At 70.2% G+C, this 18,760-nt stretch carries 15 protein-coding genes; 11 read left to right on the top strand and 4 right to left on the bottom strand.

Features of this window, described 5'->3' with window-relative positions:
• Positions 1–50 precede the first annotated feature (50 nt).
• A complete protein-coding gene (locus AB0E02_RS06370; protein ID WP_362136609.1) occupies positions 51–1,265 on the bottom strand; it encodes an alpha/beta hydrolase in 1,215 nt (404 codons plus the stop codon).
• Between the two features lie 198 nt (positions 1,266–1,463).
• Positions 1,464–2,123: a TetR/AcrR family transcriptional regulator gene (locus AB0E02_RS06365; protein WP_362136607.1), complete on the bottom strand. Its 660-nt coding sequence runs from the start codon at positions 2,121–2,123 to the stop codon at positions 1,464–1,466.
• Positions 2,124–2,238: 115 nt separating this feature from the next.
• Between AB0E02_RS06365 and AB0E02_RS06360 the strand changes: the two genes are divergently transcribed.
• Entirely contained in the window at positions 2,239–3,840 is a 1,602-nt protein-coding gene (locus AB0E02_RS06360) for an MFS transporter (RefSeq protein WP_362136605.1), read from the top strand.
• 582 nt (positions 3,841–4,422) lie between these two features.
• Positions 4,423–4,851: a peptidase inhibitor family I36 protein gene (locus AB0E02_RS06355; protein ID WP_362136603.1), complete on the top strand. Its 429-nt coding sequence runs from the start codon at positions 4,423–4,425 to the stop codon at positions 4,849–4,851.
• Positions 4,852–4,978: 127 nt separating this feature from the next.
• Here the strand turns inward: AB0E02_RS06355 and aceE are convergent, their stop codons facing one another.
• On the bottom strand, positions 4,979–7,711 hold the full coding sequence (gene aceE / locus AB0E02_RS06350) for a pyruvate dehydrogenase (acetyl-transferring), homodimeric type (protein WP_362136601.1): 2,733 nt from the start codon (positions 7,709–7,711) through the stop codon (positions 4,979–4,981).
• A 519-nt stretch (positions 7,712–8,230) separates the two neighbouring features.
• Here aceE and AB0E02_RS06345 point away from each other — a divergent pair.
• The 6 genes from AB0E02_RS06345 to AB0E02_RS06320 all read left to right on the top strand — a co-directional run bounded on the left by AB0E02_RS06345 (position 8,231) and on the right by AB0E02_RS06320 (position 12,796).
• Positions 8,231–8,662 carry a DUF3052 domain-containing protein gene (locus AB0E02_RS06345; protein ID WP_030414571.1) on the top strand — a complete coding sequence of 144 codons (432 nt, stop codon included), beginning with the start codon at positions 8,231–8,233 and terminating at the stop codon, positions 8,660–8,662.
• A 145-nt stretch (positions 8,663–8,807) separates the two neighbouring features.
• Positions 8,808–9,266, top strand: a complete 459-nt coding sequence (locus tag AB0E02_RS06340) for a peroxiredoxin (protein ID WP_030414570.1) — start codon at positions 8,808–8,810, stop codon at positions 9,264–9,266.
• Positions 9,267–9,436: 170 nt separating this feature from the next.
• Positions 9,437–10,012: a TerD family protein gene (locus AB0E02_RS06335; RefSeq protein WP_261951750.1), complete on the top strand. Its 576-nt coding sequence runs from the start codon at positions 9,437–9,439 to the stop codon at positions 10,010–10,012.
• Between the two features lie 178 nt (positions 10,013–10,190).
• Positions 10,191–10,766: a TerD family protein gene (locus AB0E02_RS06330; RefSeq protein ID WP_362136598.1), complete on the top strand. Its 576-nt coding sequence runs from the start codon at positions 10,191–10,193 to the stop codon at positions 10,764–10,766.
• 52 nt (positions 10,767–10,818) lie between these two features.
• A complete protein-coding gene (locus AB0E02_RS06325; RefSeq protein WP_362136596.1) occupies positions 10,819–11,955 on the top strand; it encodes a DUF475 domain-containing protein in 1,137 nt (378 codons plus the stop codon).
• Between the two features lie 97 nt (positions 11,956–12,052).
• Positions 12,053–12,796, top strand: coding sequence for a Tellurium resistance (locus AB0E02_RS06320; RefSeq protein WP_351529310.1), 744 nt, complete (start codon positions 12,053–12,055; stop codon positions 12,794–12,796).
• A gap of 31 nt (positions 12,797–12,827) precedes the next feature.
• Here AB0E02_RS06320 and AB0E02_RS06315 read toward each other — a convergent pair whose 3' ends face one another.
• The gene (locus AB0E02_RS06315) at positions 12,828–13,940 is read right to left on the bottom strand and encodes a TerD family protein (protein ID WP_362136593.1); all 1,113 of its coding nucleotides are present in this window, start codon (positions 13,938–13,940) and stop codon (positions 12,828–12,830) included.
• A gap of 218 nt (positions 13,941–14,158) precedes the next feature.
• On the opposite strand from AB0E02_RS06315, the gene AB0E02_RS06310 reads away from it, so the two are divergent.
• Genes AB0E02_RS06310 through AB0E02_RS06300 form a run of 3 tightly spaced genes read left to right on the top strand, consistent with a single transcriptional unit; the run spans position 14,159 to position 18,668 of the window.
• The gene (locus AB0E02_RS06310; protein WP_362136590.1) at positions 14,159–15,331 is read left to right on the top strand and encodes an HpcH/HpaI aldolase/citrate lyase family protein; all 1,173 of its coding nucleotides are present in this window, start codon (positions 14,159–14,161) and stop codon (positions 15,329–15,331) included.
• A 26-nt stretch (positions 15,332–15,357) separates the two neighbouring features.
• Positions 15,358–17,841 carry a phosphoribosyltransferase gene (locus AB0E02_RS06305; protein WP_362136588.1) on the top strand — a complete coding sequence of 828 codons (2,484 nt, stop codon included), beginning with the start codon at positions 15,358–15,360 and terminating at the stop codon, positions 17,839–17,841.
• Complete coding sequence (locus tag AB0E02_RS06300; RefSeq protein WP_362136586.1) at positions 17,838–18,668, top strand: HAD family hydrolase; 831 nt, start codon at positions 17,838–17,840, stop codon at positions 18,666–18,668. Before AB0E02_RS06305 ends, AB0E02_RS06300 begins: the two co-directional genes overlap by 4 nt.
• Positions 18,669–18,760: the final 92 nt, after the last annotated feature.

Below are 18,760 nucleotides of genomic sequence, written 5' to 3'. Positions count from 1 at the left end.
CCCGGGCGCCGGACCGTGCCGGCGGGAACCGGCCGTATCCGCAGGGGAGTTCAGACGAGGCCCGTGCTGCAGTGCGGATCGTCGGTCGCGCAGTCCACCGAGTCGAGCGCCCCGACCCCGACCAGCGCGAAGTTGCGCAGGCTGCGGGTGCCGGGCGCGAAGTAGCCGGCGTGTCCGACGGCACCGTCGGCGGACAGGATCCGGGAGCCGAAGGACGGATCCACCGGGTCGGCGCCGTGGCCGAGCCCGCCGACCTCCAGGTACGGCACGTCCTGGATCCAGTCGTCGGAGTCCCGCATCGCCCAGACCCGGGCGTGGGTGCCGAGCCCGGAGAGGCTTTCCGCCCGCATGCCGGGGCTGCCCGCGACCGCGATGTCCTCGACGTTCGCCGGCAGGTGCCGGGCGGCGACGCCGCACACCACGGAGCCGTAGCTGTGGCAGAACAGCGAGACGGTGTCGGAGGACGGCAGTGACTTCACCAGGGCGCGCAGCCGGACCGCGCCGGCCTCGGCGAGGTTCCCGGTGACGGCCTGCACACCGAGGCCGGACGGCGTGGTGTAGTCGGCCCAGGCGATCACGGCCGTCCGCACACCCGGTTTGGCCGTGCGCTCGGCGTCGTAGAGGGAGCGCGCCATGCCGACGGGCGCCGCGGTGGCCCGTACGGTCCGTTCGAAGGTCGAGAGGTTGGTGTCCACACCGGGCACCACTACGGAGACCCGCTTCGCCGCCGGGAGGCTGCCGAAGACCTCTGCCGCCCGTCCACCACCGGCCGGATCGAAGGCGAGGATCTGTCGCCCGGGACTCATCATCGACTCGAAGCGGTGCATCAGCCGGCCGGCTTCCTGGCGGCCCACGGGCGTGAGCCGGCGGTCGCCCATCCGCCGCTTCTCCACGGCGCGGGCGTCGTCGATCGCCATCCGGTTGGCCCGGTAACGCAGTGCGGCGGGCGCGCCGCCCATGTTGCCGACGACCAGCGGATAACGGTTGGCGAGCTGCTGCTGCTGGGCGCCGGTGAGCGCGGCGAAGAACGTGCGCAGGGTGGCCGGGGAGCCGTTGGGGTCGGGCAGCGGACGCCCGAGGAAGGTGGCGTGCTTCCAGGCGGTTCTGGCCGTGGCCAGGGGGTTGGCGTCGTCCTTGGTGCCTCTGACGGCCGTCCAGCCGGTCATGGCGAGCATCACGAACACCACCGCCAAGGCGAGTGCCGCACGCCAGGCGGTGGACTGCAGAAAACCGGAGGAGGGGCCCAGGCCCGGGAAGGAAGTCACCGCGGGCCACCCTAGGAGACGGGGAAGGCCCGCAGTCGGGCCCGTGAGTGATATCACGTTTCGCGGCGGGTATTTCGACCAAACCGGACATGAATTGCCGATTTCCTGCGCTCAGTCGTGCAGGAGTGGTCTCATCATGCGGTTAATGGGTTGCTCAACGGCGGCTGTCCGTTACGGGCAGTTGCGGGGGATTCGACCTCAGCGTGCGGAACGCCAGTCGCCGCCGATCGCCGGCTGGATGTGGTCGAGATAGGACTGGGTCAGCTCACGAATGGACGCCACGCTGCAGTCCGGTCCTTCGCCCCACACCTTGCCGGCCACCCGCATCACCCCGCAGAACGCGGCGACCAGTACCCGCGGCCGCGGATCGGCGTCGACGTCCAGCCCCTCGCGCCGGGCGATCAGCCCCGCGATCCGCTCCTCCAGCTCGGACGAGCGCCGCAGATGGGAGGCGACGAGCGTGGGCGTGGACTCGATCATCCGGTACGTCCGCATGTACAGCTCCACCGGCACCACCGACTCGATGGCGCCGCCGATGTCGTCCCACGCCACCATCACCGCGCTGCGCAGCGCCGTCAGCGGATCCTCGGAGGCGGGGCGTGCGGTCAGCTCGTCGAGGAAGCGGGCCTCGACCATTTCCTGGACCGCGAAAGTGACGTCCTCCTTGTTGGCGAAGTACCGGAAGTACGTCCTCTGGGAGACATCCACCGTCTCGGTGATCTCGTCGACCGTCGTCTCTTCGTAGCCCTGCTCCGTGAACAGCTCCAGCGCGGCGCGGATCAGGGCGTCACGAGTGCGCTGCTTCTTGCGTTCGCGCAGTCCGCCTCCGGGGGCCGTCTGCGGCGTCGAGGTGGCCATCCTGCGCCGCCTTTCCGTGGTGTTCTCGCTGCTCAGATTACCTGTGAGGGAGATGACAGTTACCGACTCATGATTTGCTTTGTCAATTGTCAGTCGCTGTCATTAGCCTCTGGGTATGAGTTCCCAGACCCCGGTCGCCCACGCCGCGCCGGAACTTCCCGTACCGGAGCCCCCGCGCGGGCTGCGAGGCCATCCGTGGCTGACCCTCTTCTCCGTCGCCATCGGCGTCATGATGGTGGCCCTGGACGGCACGATCGTCGCCATCGCCAACCCGGCGATCAAAGATGACCTCGGCGCCTCGTTCGGCGACGTGCAGTGGATCACCAACGGCTACATGCTCGCGCTGGCCGTCTCGCTGATCACGGCCGGAAAGCTCGGTGACCGCTTCGGTCACCGCCAGACCTTCCTCATAGGCATCGTCGGTTTCGCCGCCGCCTCCGGAGCCATCGGCTTCTCCAGCCAGGTCACGCTGGTCATCGTCTTCCGCGTGTTCCAGGGCCTGTTCGGCGCGCTGCTGATGCCCGCCGCCCTCGGACTGCTGCGCGCCACCTTCCCGGCCGAGAAGCTCAACATGGCGATCGGTATCTGGGGCATGGTCATCGGCGCCTCCACCGCCGGCGGCCCCATAGTCGGCGGACTGCTGGTCGAGCACGTCAACTGGCAGTCCGTGTTCTTCATCAACGTCCCGGTCGGCGTGCTGGCCCTGATCCTCGGCCTGGTGATCCTCAAGGACCACCGCGCGGAGAACGCCCCCCGCTCGTTCGACATCCCCGGCATCGTGCTGCTCTCGGCCGCGATGTTCTGCCTCATCTGGCCGCTGATCAAGGCGACCGACTGGGGCTGGGGCGACATGAAGACCTGGGGCTTCCTGATCGGGGCCGTGGTCCTGTTCGCGCTGTTCGCCCTCCTGGAGACCAGGGTCCGCGAACCGCTCGTCCCGCTGCGGATGTTCCGCTCCGTGCCGCTGACCGCCGGCACGATCCTGATGGTGCTGATGGCCTTCGCCTTCATGGGCGGCCTGTTCTTCGTGACGTTCTACCTGCAGAACGTCCACGGCATGTCCCCCGTGGACAGCGGCCTGCACCTCCTCCCGCTCACCGGCATGATGATCGTCGCGTCGCCGCTGGCAGGCGCCCTGATCACCAAGTTCGGCCCGCGTATCCCGCTTGTCGGCGGCATGGTCTTCACCGCAATCGCGACGTACGGCATGTCCGGTCTCGACACCAACACCGGTACCGGGCCGATGTCCGTGTGGTTCGCGCTGCTCGGCCTCGGGCTCGCGCCCGTCATGGTCGGCGCCACCGAGGTCATCGTCGGCAACGCCCCCCTGGAGCTCTCCGGCGTCGCCGGTGGCCTCCAGCAGGCCGCCATGCAGGTCGGCGGCAGCCTCGGTACGGCCGTGCTCGGTGCGGTGATGGCCTCTCGCGTGGAGAACGAGCTGCCGGGCAACTGGCACTCGGCCGGCCTCCCGCCGATCCCGCCCGCCCAGATGCCGAAGGTCTCGGACGCCGTCTCGGCCGGTATCGCGCCGGTCCCGAAGCACACCCCGCCGGAGTTCGCGCAGAAGATCACCTCGGTCGCGCACGACACCTTCGTGTCCGGCATGGGCCTGGCCTTCACCGTCGCCTGCGGTGTCGCGGTCGTCGCGGCGATCGTCGCGCTCTTCACCAAGCGCGGAGCGAACGCCGAGGCGGGTGCCGGCGTCGGCCACATCTGACCCGGGCCGCCGGGGCCTGTGAGCGCCCCGGGCCCACCCGCAGCACCCGGCGCGCGGCCGGTCGAGGCACTCCTCGGCCGGCCGCGCGCCGTCGCGTACGCCACCGTCCCTTGCTCCACCGTCGCGTACGCCACCGTCGCGTGCCCTGCCGTTGCCTGGCCGCGGCGCGCAGCCGCGGGGCAGGCCGCGTCAACCACCCGTTCCGGGCCGCCGCACGGCCCACCGCCCAGGCACCAAGCGGCAGTTGACCCCTTCCGAAACGCCGAATCCCTCATCCTGGTGAGCCGTGCCGGGAACCGGCCCGGCCCCTGCGCGCATTACAGGTGACGACCCTGCCCCCGTTCCCGCCAGGCGGCCGCGAAGAACGGTTTCCGCGGCCCCTCCGGCCGCCCCGCGCCACGTCAACCTCGTGCGCCGCAGCCCCACTTCCGGCCGGTCCGCTTGTCCACATACCTGATCCGGGTGGTGGACCCGGCCGGGCCTTGGCAATCGCACCGCGGCCCGGCGAAGGTCGATGACGAACCCGCCGCGGGCAGCCCGCCCGCCGCGGCACGTCACGTACCTCACGGGGGAGAGATTCCTATGCGTCTGCGTCTGCACACGTCCGCCACCACCACCGCCACCGCCCTGTTCACCGGCCTCGCCACCCTGGCCGCCGCGCTCACCCTCCCGACCGCGCTCGGCACCGTCCCCGCGCACGCGGCCACCACCGGCCGCGCCGCCGGGGCCTCGGGCGAGTGCGCGGCGGGGCAGCTATGTCTCTGGCCGAGGGCGGACTTCGCCGGCAAGCGGCGGACCTTCGAGCTGTCCGACACGGACATCGAGAGCTGCATTACGTTGCCCAAGGGCGTCAGCGCTGCCTCGTTCGCCAACCGGATGGGCCGGCCGGTCACCACGTACCAGAGCGCGGAGTGTGCCGAGACCGCCGAGTACAACACCTACCCCGGCGGCGGCACCTGGGTGCCCCGATCCCCTTACCAGGTAAGGGCGTTCAAGGTGTGGGAGCGATGAACCGCGCAGCGGCGGTCCCACCGCGAGGTGCCGGCCCGCCGGGCCGCACACCACCGCGCCCCCGGCCGGTGGGGGACACCGGCCGGGGGGCGCGAGGGAAGCGGTGCGGCGGCAGGCCGCAGGGGGATCAGGCGTCGCCGCCGGCCTCACCCGCGTCGGCGGCCGCGACGTCCAGGAGCTGGTAGCGGTCGATGGCCTGCTTCAGCAGGGAACGGTCGACCTTGCCCTCCTTGGCGAGCTCGGTGAGCACGCTCAGGACGATGGACTGCGCGTCGATGTGGAAGAAGCGACGGGCCGCACCACGGGTGTCCGCGAAGCCGAAGCCGTCGGCGCCCAGCGACTGGTACGTCCCCGGGACCCAGCGGGAGATCTGGTCCGGGACGGAACGCATCCAGTCCGACACCGCGACCTTCGGGCCCTCGGCGCCCTGGAGCTTCTGCGTCACGTACGGGACGCGCTGCTCCTCCTCCGGGTGCAGCAGGTTGTGCTCCTCGACGTCCACCGCCTCGCGGCGCAGCTCGTTCCAGGAGGTCGCCGACCACACATCGGCCTTGACGTTCCACTCGTCCGCGAGGATCTGCTGGGCCTCGACCGCCCACGGCACCGCGACGCCGGAGGCGAGGATCTGGGCCGCGTGCTCGCCCTTCTCGCCGGCCTTGATCCGGTGCAGACCCTTGAGGATGCCCTCGACGTCGACGTCGGCCGGCTCCGCGGGGTGCTGGATCGGCTCGTTGTAGACGGTCAGGTAGTAGAAGACGTCCTCGGCGTTCTCGCCGTACATCCGCCGCAGACCGTCCTTGACGATGTGCGCGATCTCGTAACCGTAGGCCGGGTCGTAGGCGACACAGGCCGGGTTCGTCGAGGCCAGCAGCTGGGAGTGGCCGTCGGCGTGCTGGAGGCCCTCACCGGTCAGCGTGGTACGACCCGCGGTCGCGCCGAGCACGAAACCGCGCGCGAGCTGGTCGGCCATCTGCCAGAACTGGTCACCGGTGCGCTGGAACCCGAACATCGAGTAGAAGACGTAGACCGGGATCAGCGGCTCGCCGTGCGTGGCATAGGCGGAGCCGGCCGCGATCAGCGAGGCCGTGCAGCCAGCCTCGGTGATGCCGTCGTGCAGCATCTGGCCGGTCGGCGACTCCTTGTAGGCCAGGAGCAGTTCGCGGTCCACCGACTCGTACTGCTGGCCCAGCGGGTTGTAGATCTTGGCCGACGGGAAGAACGCGTCCATGCCGAAGGTGCGGTACTCGTCGGGCGCGATCGGCACGAAGCGCTTGCCGATCTCCTTGTCCCGCATGAGGTCCTTCAGGATGCGGACGAACGCCATGGTGGTGGCGATCTTCTGCTGGCCCGAGCCCTTCTTGGCGCCCGCGTAGGCCTTGTCGTCCGGCAGCTGCAGCGGCTCGGCGCGCACGACACGGGTGGGTACGTACCCGCCCAGCGACTTGCGCCGGTCGTGCATGTACTGGATCTCTTCGGAGTCCCGGCCCGGGTGGTAGTACGGCGGCAGGCCGTCCTCCAGGTCCTTGTCCGGGATCGGCAGGTGCAGCCGGTCGCGGAAGCCCTTGAGGTCGTCGACCGTCAGCTTCTTCATCTGGTGGGTCGCGTTGCGGCCCTCGAAGTTCGGGCCGAGCGTCCAGCCCTTGACGGTCTGCGCGAGGATCACGGTCGGCTGGCCCTTGTGCGCCTTGGCCGCCGCATAGGCCGCGTAGATCTTCTTGTGGTCGTGACCGCCGCGGCCCAGGTGCAGGATCTGGTCGTCGGTCATGTTCTCGACCATCGCCCGCAGACGGTGGTCGTCGCCGAAGAAGTGCTCACGGATGTACGCGCCGGTCTCGGTCGCGTACGTCTGGAACTGGCCGTCGGGGGTGGTGTTCAGCTTGTTGACCAGGATGCCGTCGCGGTCCTGCGCGAGCAGCGGGTCCCAGCTGCGGTCCCAGACCAGCTTGATGACGTTCCAGCCGGCGCCGCGGAACTGCGACTCCAGCTCCTGCATGATCTTGCCGTTGCCGCGGACCGGGCCGTCCAGGCGCTGCAGGTTGCAGTTCACGACGAAGGTCAGGTTGTCCAGGCCCTCGCGGGCGGCGATGGACAGCTGGCCGAGCGACTCGGGCTCGTCCATCTCGCCGTCGCCGAGGTAGGCCCACACGTGCGACTTGGAGGTGTCGGCGATGCCGCGGGCCTCCATGTAGCGGTTCATCCGGGCCTGGTAGATCGCGCCGAGCGGGCCGAGGCCCATCGAGACGGTCGGGAACTCCCAGAAGTCCGGCATCAGCCGCGGGTGCGGGTAGCTGGACAGGCCGTTGGGGGCCTTGGACTTCTCCTGGCGGAAGGCGTCCAGCTGGGCCTCGGTGAGTCGGTCGAGGAGGAACGCGCGGGCGTAGACACCGGGGGAGGCGTGGCCCTGGAAGAAGATCTGGTCGCCGCCGTCACCCTCGTCCTTGCCCCGGAAGAAGTGGTTGAAGCCCACGTCGTAGAGGGAGGCGGAGGACGCGAAGGTGGCGATGTGACCGCCGACGCCGATGCCGGGGCGCTGGGCTCGGGACACCATGACGGCGGCGTTCCACCGGGTCGCGTTGAGGACCTTGCGCTCGATCTCCTCGTTGCCGGGGAAGAACGGCTCGTCCTTGGTCGCGATGGTGTTGACGTAGTCCGTGCTGCGCATCTCCGGCACGGCCACGCGCTTCTCGCGGGCCCGCTCGATCAGCCGGAGCATGAGATAGCGGGCACGTTCCCGGCCTCGCTCGTCGACGGCCGCGTCGAGCGAGTCGAGCCATTCCTGGGTCTCTTCGGGATCGAAGTCCGGGACCTGGCTGGGAAGGCCGCCAATGATGATCGGGTTTCGATCGGATCCGGAAGCCACGCTGTTCCTTCGTGTTCGGGTCGTGTCGTGCTCCGCACGTTATTCATGCCGTGCACGGGACGAATGCTGTCTCTGCCTTGGTGTCGCGCCGTCTTCCATCGTGTACCGAGCCACAGCGATACGTCACCTCTACCGATGGGTAACCATCCGCTGAGAGATGGCGCTGAAAAGGCCGATTTCTCAGGTCGGCCAAATCGCAACCATACGCCCACGTCGAAAGTGCTTCGCGTACGGACGTACGCCCTCCGAAATGAGATCCGGTAGCGGGCCCGGCCACCCCCCGAAGGGACCAGTCGCGCGCGACTACCCGATAAACCCCGCAGAACGCTGTGGTGTGAATCACTTCACCCTGTCTCCCGGGGGTCGCGGTTGCGGCGAGACGCCGCGAAACGTCACCGTTTCGGCGGTCTGGACCGCCGGGTACTTGCGCGATCCGCCCGGCCCGTGTGGACTACGCCCAATGCTCCGCGCACGCGCGGGGTCCCCGAGCATTTTCCGAAACATGACAGGAGGCAATCCGTGAGCGCGACCGCGGACCACGCGGAGGAGCGGACCAACCCTGCCGCCAGGCTGGGGTTCGAGCCCGGACAGGTGGTCCAGGAGATCGGCTACGACGATGACGTCGATCAGGATCTCCGCGAAGCCATTGAGACCGTGATCGGCCAGGATCTCGTCGACGAGGACTACGACGATGTGGCCGACGTCGTTCTGCTGTGGTTCCGCGATGAAGACGGCGACCTCACGGACGCGCTGGTGGATGCCATCGGTCTGATCGACGAGGGCGGCCAGATCTGGCTGATGACGCCCAAGACCGGCCGTGACGGCTACATCGAGCCCAGCGACATCAACGAAGCCGCGCAGACCGCGGGCCTGTCGCAGACCCGGAGCATCAACGCGGGCAAGGACTGGACGGGCAGCCGGCTGGTCACGCCCAAGTCCGGCAAGCGCTGAGCCGCAGGCCCCTCACTCGCCACCGAGCCCCCTCCGCCCTGTTCCGGAGGGGGCTCGGCCCCGCTCGCACCGGGTCCCCGACGAGGCGCCCCGGCGCGTAGGGTGGTCGCGTTCTGTTGAGCGTGAGCGGAAGGGATGCACCCCCATGGCGATCGAGGTCGGCACGAAGGCTCCGGATTTCGAGCTGAAGAACCAGCACGGCGAGCTGGTCAAGCTCTCCGACTTCCGCGGCGAGAAGGCCGTCGTCCTCCTCTTCTACCCGTTCGCCTTCACCGGCGTGTGCACCGGCGAGCTGTGCGCCCTGCGCGACGAGCTGCCGAAGTTCGTCAACGACGACGTCCAGCTGCTGGCCGTCTCCAACGACTCCCCGTTCTCGCTGCGCGTCTTCGCCGAGCAGGAGGGCCTGGAGTACCCGCTGCTGTCGGACTTCTGGCCGCACGGCGAGGCCTCCCGCGCCTACGGCGTCTTCGACGAGGAGAAGGGCTGCGCGGTGCGCGGCACCTTCGTCATCGACAAGGAGGGCGTGGTCCGCTGGACGGTCGTCAACGGCCTGCCCGACGCCCGCGACCTGAACGACTACGTCAAGGCCCTCGAAACCCTCTGAGCCGGGGCGCGCTCCCACCCGCAGGTGCCCGCCGCGCCGACATCCGCAGCGATCCAGGTGCGATATCTGCAATCGGTGGGAACCGGTCACTAGGATCAATTCGTTGATCCGATGCCATGCACGATGGGGGCGCAGATCTCTACGTACCCCTCGAATCTACGGGAGGACTCGTGGGAGTCAGCCTCAGCAAGGGCGGCAACGTCTCGCTGACGAAGGAAGCCCCCAATCTGACCGCGGTCGTCGTCGGTCTGGGCTGGGACGCGCGTACCACCACCGGTACGGACTTCGACCTGGACGCCAGCGCCCTGCTGACGAACGACCAGGGCAAGGTGGCCAACGACCAGAACTTCGTGTTCTTCAACAACCTGAAGAGCCCGGACGGTTCGGTCGAACACACCGGTGACAACATCACCGGCGAGGGCGAGGGCGACGACGAGCAGATCAAGGTGAACCTCGCCGCCGTGCCGGCCGATGTCGCCAAGATCGTCTTCCCGGTGTCGATCTACGACGCCGAGACCCGCCAGCAGAGCTTCGGCCAGGTCCGCAACGCCTTCATCCGCGTGGTCAACCAGGCCGACGACAAGGAGCTGGCGCGCTACGACCTGAGCGAGGACGCCTCGACCGAGACCGCCATGGTCTTCGGCGAGCTGTACCGCAACGGCGCGGAGTGGAAGTTCCGCGCCATCGGCCAGGGCTACGCCTCGGGCCTGCGCGGCATCGCCCAGGACTTCGGCGTCAACGTCTGACCGGCCCCGAGCCGATCGCCGACGTCAGGCCGGGCAGCCACCGCGGTGGCCGCCCGGCCAGGAGAGTGACCGCGCCCGGCGCCGTACGCCCCTGTCCGGGGAGTGCGGCGCCGGGCGCGCGTGAAGGAGCCGGGCCGCGCCAGGGCGGGCCCGTACGACACCGGGGAGGAAGCGAACGATGAGTGTCACGCTCGCCAAGGGGGGCAACGTCTCCCTGTCGAAGGCCGCGCCGAATCTCACGCAGATCATGGTCGGCCTCGGCTGGGACGCACGGTCCACGACCGGCGCGCCCTTCGACCTCGACGCCAGCGCACTGCTGTGCCGGTCGGGCCGGGTGCTGGGCGACGAGTACTTCGTCTTCTACAACAACCTCAAGAGCCCCGAGGGCTCCGTCGAGCACACCGGTGACAACCTCACCGGTGAGGGCGAGGGCGACGACGAATCGATCCTGGTGGACCTCTCGCAGGTGCCCGAGCAGGTCGACAAGATCGTCTTTCCGGTCTCGATCCATGAGGCGGATCTGCGTGGCCAGAGTTTCGGCCAGGTCAGCAATGCCTTCATCCGGATCGTCAATCAGGCCGACGGCAGTGAACTCGCCCGTTATGACCTGAGCGAGGACGCTTCGAGCGAAACCGCAATGATCTTCGGTGAGGTGTACCGCTACAACGGCGAATGGAAGTTCCGGGCGGTAGGACAGGGGTACGCGTCAGGCCTGAGGGGCATCGCTCTAGACTTCGGGGTCAACGTTTCGTAAAGCGCCGCGCGCTGCGCGCGGGGGGCCCACACAGCGAGGGATTGGGTAGGCAGTGCTCCTGAAAACCTTTGGCTGGTCGTTCGCCATCACGGTGGTCGGTCTCGCCTTGGCCGGCGTGCTCTGGGGGTGGCAGGGGCTCGCGATCGTCGGGATCCTGTCCGTTCTGGAGATCTCGGTCTCGTTCGACAACGCCGTCATCAACGCAGGCATCCTGCGCAAGATGAATGCCTTCTGGCAGAAGATCTTCCTCACCGTCGGCATTCTCATCGCGGTGTTCGGCATGCGGCTGGTCTTTCCGGTCGTCATCGTCGCGATCACCGCGAAACTGGGGCCGATCGAGGCGGTCAAGCTCGCCCTCAATGACAAGGCGCACTACCAGGAGCTGGTCACCAGCGCCCACCCGGCCATCGCGGCCTTCGGCGGGATGTTCCTGCTGATGATCTTCCTCGACTTCATCTTCGAGGAGCGCGACTACAAGTGGCTCTCCTGGATCGAGAAGCCGATGGCCAAGATGGGCAAGCTCGACATGCTCTCCGTCATCATCGCGCTGGTCGCCCTGCTGGTGACCGCGATGACGGTGGCGACGAACGTCGCGCACGGCGGCGGTGACAAGACCGCCACGGTCCTGCTGGCCGGCGTCGCGGGCCTGATCACGTACCTCGTCGTCGGCGGCATCTCGGGCTACTTCGAGGGCAAGCTGGAGGAGGACGAGGAAGAGGGCGAGGACGACGACGAGGCCGTCGCGACGCCCGCGACGAAGGGCGCCGGCTCGGCGCTCGGCCTGGCCGGCAAGGCCGCGTTCTTCCTCTTCCTCTACCTGGAGGTCATCGACGCGTCGTTCTCCTTCGACGGCGTCATCGGCGCGTTCGCCATCACCAACGACATCTTCATGATGGCGCTGGGCCTGGGCATCGGGGCGATGTACATCCGCTCGCTGACCGTCTTCCTGGTCCGCAAGGGCACCCTGGACGACTACGTCTACCTGGAGCACGGCGCGCACTACGCCATCGGCGCGCTCGCCGTCATCCTGCTCGTCTCGATCAAGTATGAGATCAACGAGGTCATCACCGGTCTGATCGGGGTGGTGCTGATCGGCCTCTCGTACGCCTCGTCGGTGGTCCGCAACCGACGCGAGGGCAAGCCGGGCGACAGCGCCGGAGCGAAACCGGAAGTCGCGTCCGGAGTGTGACGCGTCGCTGAATGAGGAACGCTCTCTGCGGGGCGGCCCGGGGTACGGACCCCGGGCCGCCCCGCGGTAATTGGGGCCGAGCGATGGGGTGGGCAAGGTGTCGTTCCTGGGGAACCTGTGGCGCGGTGGCGCCCAGAAATTCGACTTCGACAGCGGCGGGGCGTCGTACGTCGTCGAGCTGACGAAACGCAGTCCGGTCATCTCGCTGACCAAGCAGGGCGCGGCGGCCGGTCATCTGCGGGTCAATCTGCACTGGCAGATGCGGACCTCCGACTTCCACGAGCGGGGCGGGCAGGGCAGGGGCGGGCTGCTGCGGCATCCGGGCAAGCTGTTCAAGCCCGAGATCGTCCAGGCGCAGGGACCGGCCGTGGTCAACGTCGACCTGGACCTGGCCTGCCTGTACGAGCTGAAGGACGGCACCAAGGGCGTGGTGCAGCCGCTGGGGAACTTCCTCGGGGACCTCAACGGCCCGCCGTTCGTCCAGCTCAGCGGGGACGACCGGTTCGGTTCCGGCTCCGGCGAGACGCTGTACATCAACCTGGACCACCGCGACGAGATCAAGCGGTTACTGATCTTCGTCTACATCTACGACGGCACACCGGCGTTCGACCGCACACATGCGGTCGTGACGCTCTACCCCAGCAGCGGGCCGCGGGTGGAGGTCAAGCTGGACGAACGGGCGCCACAGGCCCGGTCCTGCGCGATCTTCACGCTGGAGAACACCAAGGGTGAGCTCACGGTGCGCCGCGAGGTCAAGTACGTCTACGGCTTCCAGGCGGAGCTCGACCGGCTGTACGGCTGGGGCCTCCAGTGGGGGCGCGGATACAAGTCCAAGGTCTGACCCGCACCCGGCCCGGTCGGCCGGCCGTCGGCTAGCGGCGCTGGAACTGGGGGCCCTGCGGCGGCAGCACGAAGGACGGGTCCGGCGCGGGGTACTGCTGGGTCGGATAGCCGTACGCCGGGGCCGGTGGCTGCTGCGGATAGCCGTACGCGGGCGGCTGCTGCGGTGCGTACTGCGGCGGCGGGCCCGGGTAGCCGTAGCCAGGCCGGGCCGGGGGCTGGGTGGGCGGCGGCGGGACGTGCGCCGGGTAGCCGTAACCGCCGCCGGTCGTCGGCGCGGCCGCGGGCGCCTGGGGCGGGGTGCCGGCCGGGGGGAGCGGGGCGGCCGAGAACGGCTCGGGCATCGCGTCCGCCACGTGCTGGGTGACGGCCTGCGGGTCCGCCAGCGGGTAGCTCTCCGGGTCGCCCGCGGCTCCCGGGCCGGGCGCCCCTTCGGGCCAGGTGCTCGGCGGCGGGGTGACGGCGCCGGTACCGGTCGGCCCGCTCGGCGGGGGCGGGGTGACCGCCGTCGTGGCGGCCGAGGCGGACGCCGCTGTTTCCGGTGCGGCTGCGGCGGCCGTTGCCCCGGCGTCCGCGGGCGCGGCGTCGCCGGCCGCTTCGTCGTTCTCCTCCACCGAGATGCCGAACTCGTTCGCCAGGCCCGTCAGGCCGCTCTCGTAGCCCTGCCCCAGGGCGCGGAACTTCCAGGACTCGGCACGGCGGTACAACTCCCCGCAGATCAGCGCGGTCTCGTCGCCGGTCTCGGGCACCACGTCGAAGACCGCGATCGGCTCACCGTCGTCCGCCGCCGCGTCGTACAGCAGAACCCGCAGGTCGGCTACGCCCGCGAAGGCGCCGCCGTCGGACGATGCGGCCAGTACGACCCGTTCGATCGACGGATCCAGGCCGGACAGATCCGCCTCGATGGTTTCGGCCAGACTTTCGTCGAGCCGGGCCCTGGGCAGATGCCGCACCAGACCGCTGGGATGCCGCGGCTGGTTGTAGAAGACGAAGTCCTCGTCGGAACGCACGCGCCCCTCGGGCCCCACCAGCAGCGCCGAGGCATCGACGTCGGGGACGTCGGCGCCGGGCGTCCAGCGCAGGACGGCCCGGACGGCCGTGGCGTCGAGGGGTACGTTCGACCCTTTCAACATCGCGTGCGTCATGCCGCAATCCTGCCTTCCCGGAGGTGGCAGGGACAACGCGGGGCACGCGACCCGGTGCGTCGGGCGTCCATCCCGACACCCGGGCGCCTCATGAGGGTTACGTGATTTTCACGCGCGGGGGAACCAACCCCACCCCGCCGGACGTACGATTACCGGCTGGATCCAGACAGCGAGACGCAGCGGGGGTGCCCGGGTCCCGCAGGTAATCGGGGAGTTATATGCGGCATTTTGGGCATCTTCCGCCCGCTATCCGGAAGACACTGTTCCACCAAGAGCCGGTGGAGTTCACCGCCGATTCCCCCGCCCGCACCCTCGCGGCCGCCCTCGGCGCCACCCTCTACAGCCCCGCCACCCGGCCGCGACTCGCCGCCGACGTCCTCAAACAGGCCGGGCGCGGCGTGCTCTCCATGGTGCTGTGTCTGGAGGATTCCATAGGCGACGCGGACGTCGCGGCCGGCGAGGAGAACCTCGTCCGGCAGCTCGGACTGCTCGACGAGGCGGCCGAGGCGGGCACGGACCTCCCGCTGCTGTTCATCCGGGTACGAGCGCCCGGGCAGATACCCGATCTGATCCGCCGTATCGGACCGGCCGCGCGCCGGCTGTCCGGATTTGTACTTCCGAAGTTCACCGAAGAACGTGGTGTGCCGTTCCTCGAAGCGCTGACCGCGGCCGAGTCCGCGGGCGACCGGCGGCTGTTCGCGATGCCGGTACTGGAGTCCCCGGAACTGCTCCACCTGGAGAGCCGCCCCGAGACGCTTCAGGGCATCGCCCGCACCGTCGACAAATACCGGGACCGCGTTCTCGCCCTCCGCCTGGGCGTCACGGACTTCTGTTCCGCCTACGGGCTGCGCAGGGCGCCCGACATGACCGCGTACGACGTCCAGATCGTTGCCTCCGTGATCGCCGACGTGGTCAACGTGCTGGGCCGGGCGGACGGCACCGGATTCACCGTCACCGGGCCGGTCTGGGAGTACTTCCGGCTGCACGAGCGGATGTTCAAGCCCCAACTGCGCCGCTCACCGTTCCTCGGGCGCGCCGAGGAGCTGCGCACCGCGCTGATCGAGCACGACATGGACGGCCTGCTGCGCGAGATCGAGCTCGACCGCGCCAACGGCCTTCAGGGCAAGACCTGCATCCACCCCTCGCACGTCGCGCCGGTGCACGCCCTCTCGGTCGTCAGCCACGAGGAGTTCACCGACGCCGTCGACATCCTGCGGCCGGAACGCGGCGACGGCGGGGTCCTGCGCTCGGCGTACACGAACAAGATGAATGAGGTGAAGCCGCACCGCGCCTGGGCCGAGCGCACCCTGCTGCGCGCCGAGGCGTTCGGCGTCGCGCGGGAGGGCATCGGGTTCGTGGAAATGCTGACGGCGAGCCTGCCGCAGACCTGAGCACCACCTGGGACACGGCGCACGACATGAACGGTACGACGGAGGAGACGGAACGCGTGGTCTGGACGGGAGAATGGGTCGCCGGCCGGCTCGGCGTCTCGCTGAGCGGCGGGGACGAGCTGACCGGCCTGCTGGGACTGGCGCTGCGGCGCAACCCCAAGCGGGCCCATCTGCTCGTGTCGAACGTGCTGGGCAAGCACGTGCCGCAGCGGCCGGACGTGGTGCACGGCTCGGGCGTGGGCCTGGGGCGCCGGGTGCGCACGCTGCTGGGTGACGGGGCGGCCGCCCGCGCCGTCGTCCTGGGCTACGCCGAGACTGCCACCGGCCTCGGGCACTCGGTCGCCGACGGCCTGGGGCTCGCGCCGTACCTGCACTCCACCCGCCGGCCGGTCGAAGGGGTGGCCCACCAGGCGGGCTTCGAGGAGGAGCACAGCCACGCCACCTCGCACCTGCTGCTCCCCGAGGACCGGCAACTCCTCGCGGGGGACGGGCCGCTGGTGCTCGTCGACGACGAGTTCTCCACCGGCCGGACGGTCCTGAACACCATCAGCGCGCTGCACGCCCGCTTCCCGCGCGACCACTACGTCGTCGTCGCCCTGGTCGACATGCGCTCCGAGGCCGACCGCGGCCGGCTGGAGGAGTTCGCGGCGGAACTGGGCGCCCGGGTCGACCTCGTGACGCTCGCCGCGGGGGGCGTACGCCTTCCCGAGGACGTCCTGGCCCGTGGACAGGCGCTCGTCGCGGAGTACGAGTCCCGTGCGCCGCTGGAACAGGCGGCTCCGGAAAGCCCGCCCGTATCCGGGGACGACGGCCGCGCGGCCGCCGTACGCGTCGATCTCCGCTGGCCCGCCGGGCTGCCGGACGGCGGGCGGCACGGCTTCACCCCGGCGCACCGCGCCCGCCTGGAAGCCGTACTCCCCGGCCTGGCGGCCCGTCTCGCCCCGCATCTGGACGGCGCCCGCCGCATCCTCGTCCTCGGCAACGAGGAGCTGATGTACGCGCCGCTGCGGCTGGCCGGGGCGCTCGACTCCCACCTCGGCGCGGACGCGGAGGTCCGCTTCTCGACCACCACCCGCTCACCCGTCCTCGCCGTGGACGACCCCGGCTACGCGATACGCACCCGGCTGTCCTTCCCCGCCCACGACCGGCCCGCCGACGGCCCGGGGGAGCGGTACGCCTACAACGTCGCGGCCGGCAGCGACCCGGCCCGCCGCTTCGACGCCGTCGTCGCCGTGGTGGACTCGCACGGCGACCGCCCCGAACTCCACGCCCCCGGCGGGCTGCTGGACCGGCTCGCCGCTCACACCGACCGGCTGCTGCTCGCCGTCCTCCCCTCGTACGCCCCGCAACCCCAGGCGGCCCCCATGCCCCTCCCCGAGCCGCTGCGCGGCCCCGCCTTCTCCTCCTACGACGCCGACGAGGTCGGCTGGCTGCTGCAGGACCTCTCCGACGTCACCCTGGAAGCGCCCACCGAGGAACGCGAGGAGGCGATCCAGCGCGGCGGCGCGCACTACGCCGAGTCGCTGCCGGTCGAATTCCAGCCGAGCGAGCGCTACCAGGCGCTGTTCCACAGCGCACTGCAGAGCTCCGCGCGCCGGATCGCGCGCGCCGTCGGTACCGTCACCGATACCGTGCTCGCCGAGCGCAGCCCCCGCCCCGTACTGGTGTCCCTGGCCCGGGCCGGCACCCCCGTCGGCGTGCTGATGCGCCGCTGGGCCCGGCACACCCACGGCCTCGACCTGCCGCACTACGCCGTCTCGATCGTCCGCGGCCGGGGCATCGACACCACCGCACTGCGCTGGCTGGCCGCCCACCACGACCCCGCGGACGTCGTCTTCGTCGACGGCTGGACGGGCAAGGGCGCCATCACCCGCGAACTCGCCCAGGCGCTGACGGACTTCCCCGGCTTCGACCCGCGGATCGCGGTGCTCGCCGACCCCGGCGGCTGCGTCGAGACCTACGGCACCCGCGACGACTTCCTCATCCCGTCCGCCTGCCTCAACTCCACCGTCTCCGGCCTGATATCGCGCACGGTCCTGCGCGACGACCTGGTCGGCCCGGACGACTTCCACGGCGCAAAGTTCTACCGCGAACTGGCCGGCGCCGATGTCTCGCGGGCGTTCCTGGACACCGTCAGCGCCTGCTTCGACGAGGTCGCCGAGGACGTCACCGCGGAGGTGAAGGAGCTGGCCGGCGCCGACCGGGCCCCCACCTGGGAGGGCTGGGCGGCCGTCGAGCGGATCAGCGAGGAGTACGGCATCCACGACGTCAACCTCGTCAAGCCCGGCGTCGGTGAGACCACCCGGGTACTGCTGCGCCGGGTCCCCTGGAAGATCCTGGCCCGCCGCGGTGCCGGGACCGACCTCGACCACGTCCGGCTGCTGGCGGAACAACGGGGCGTGCCCGTCGAAGAGGTCGACGAACTCCCCTACAGCTGCGTGGGTTTGATCCACCCGCGCTTCACCCGCGGCGCCACCGGCACCGACGGCAAGGCGGTGGTCTCCGCATGAACACGATCGTCGCCAGCGATCTCGACCGCACCCTGATCTACTCGGCCGCGGCCCTCGGCCTCGCCGTGCCCGACGCCGAGGCCCCACGGCTGCTGTGCGTCGAGGTCTACCAGGGCGCACCGCTCTCCTACATGACGGAGACGGCCGCCGGGCTGCTCGCCGAACTCGCCGCCGCCACCACCTTCGTGCCGACCACCACCCGCACCCGCGAACAGTACGGCCGCATCCATCTCCCCGGCCCGCCACCGGAGTTCGCGATCTGCGCCAACGGCGGCCAGCTGCTCGTCCGGGGCGAGTCCGACCCGGACTGGCGGCGCACCGTCGCCGAGCGGCTCGCCGCGCAGTGCGCGCCGCTGGAGGAAGTCCGGGAACACCTGGTCCGCACCGCCGATCCCGCCTGGCTGCTCAAGGAACGGGTCGCCGAGGACCTCTTCGCCTATCTCGTCGTGGAACGGGCGCTGCTGCCCGACACCTGGGTCAAGGAGCTGGCCCGCTGGGCGGAGGAGCGCGGCTGGACCGTCTCCCTGCAGGGCCGCAAGATCTACGCGGTGCCCCGGCCGCTGACCAAGAGCGCGGCCGTGGCGGAGGTGGCCCGGCGGACCGGGGCGTCCCAGGTGCTCGCCGCCGGTGACTCCCTGCTCGACGCGGACCTGCTGCTGGCCGCGGACCGCGGCTGGCGGCCGGGCCACGGCGAACTGGCCGACTCCGGCTGGCGGGCCGAGCACGTCACCGCGCTCGACGCCCGGGGCGCCGCCGCGGGCGAGGAGATCGTCCGGGCCTTCCTCGGGGCTGTGGATAACCGGTGGGCGGCCCCGGACCTCGGCTAGTCTCGCGATGGCGGTCGGCCGCACTTCCGGTGATCGGCCGACACCCCATCCTTGACCCGGAGGAGAGCCAGTGGCCGAGTCCAAGAGCACGC

Origin of the sequence: Streptomyces sp. NPDC048196 (assembly GCF_040652715.1) — a bacterium.
GTDB classification, from domain to species: domain Bacteria; phylum Actinomycetota; class Actinomycetes; order Streptomycetales; family Streptomycetaceae; genus Streptomyces; species Streptomyces siderophoricus.
The sequence above is the reverse complement of the archived record's forward strand: the minus strand, read 5'-3'. Positions and strand labels throughout refer to the sequence as shown.

What these genes read in the sequence shown, in the direction of transcription:
- AB0E02_RS06300 (WP_362136586.1), top strand. Translation starts at nt 17,838, where the DNA reads ATGAACACGATCGTCGCCAGCGATCTCGACCGCACCCTGATCTACTCG.
- AB0E02_RS06340 (WP_030414570.1), top strand. Translation starts at nt 8,808, where the DNA reads ATGGCGATCGAGGTCGGCACGAAGGCTCCGGATTTCGAGCTGAAGAAC.
- AB0E02_RS06315 (WP_362136593.1), bottom strand. Translation starts at nt 13,940, where the DNA reads ATGACGCACGCGATGTTGAAAGGGTCGAACGTACCCCTCGACGCCACG.
- AB0E02_RS06355 (WP_362136603.1), top strand. Translation starts at nt 4,423, where the DNA reads ATGCGTCTGCGTCTGCACACGTCCGCCACCACCACCGCCACCGCCCTG.
- AB0E02_RS06360 (WP_362136605.1), top strand. Translation starts at nt 2,239, where the DNA reads ATGAGTTCCCAGACCCCGGTCGCCCACGCCGCGCCGGAACTTCCCGTA.
- AB0E02_RS06330 (WP_362136598.1), top strand. Translation starts at nt 10,191, where the DNA reads ATGAGTGTCACGCTCGCCAAGGGGGGCAACGTCTCCCTGTCGAAGGCC.
- AB0E02_RS06310 (WP_362136590.1), top strand. Translation starts at nt 14,159, where the DNA reads ATGCGGCATTTTGGGCATCTTCCGCCCGCTATCCGGAAGACACTGTTC.
- AB0E02_RS06365 (WP_362136607.1), bottom strand. Translation starts at nt 2,123, where the DNA reads ATGGCCACCTCGACGCCGCAGACGGCCCCCGGAGGCGGACTGCGCGAA.
- AB0E02_RS06305 (WP_362136588.1), top strand. Translation starts at nt 15,358, where the DNA reads ATGAACGGTACGACGGAGGAGACGGAACGCGTGGTCTGGACGGGAGAA.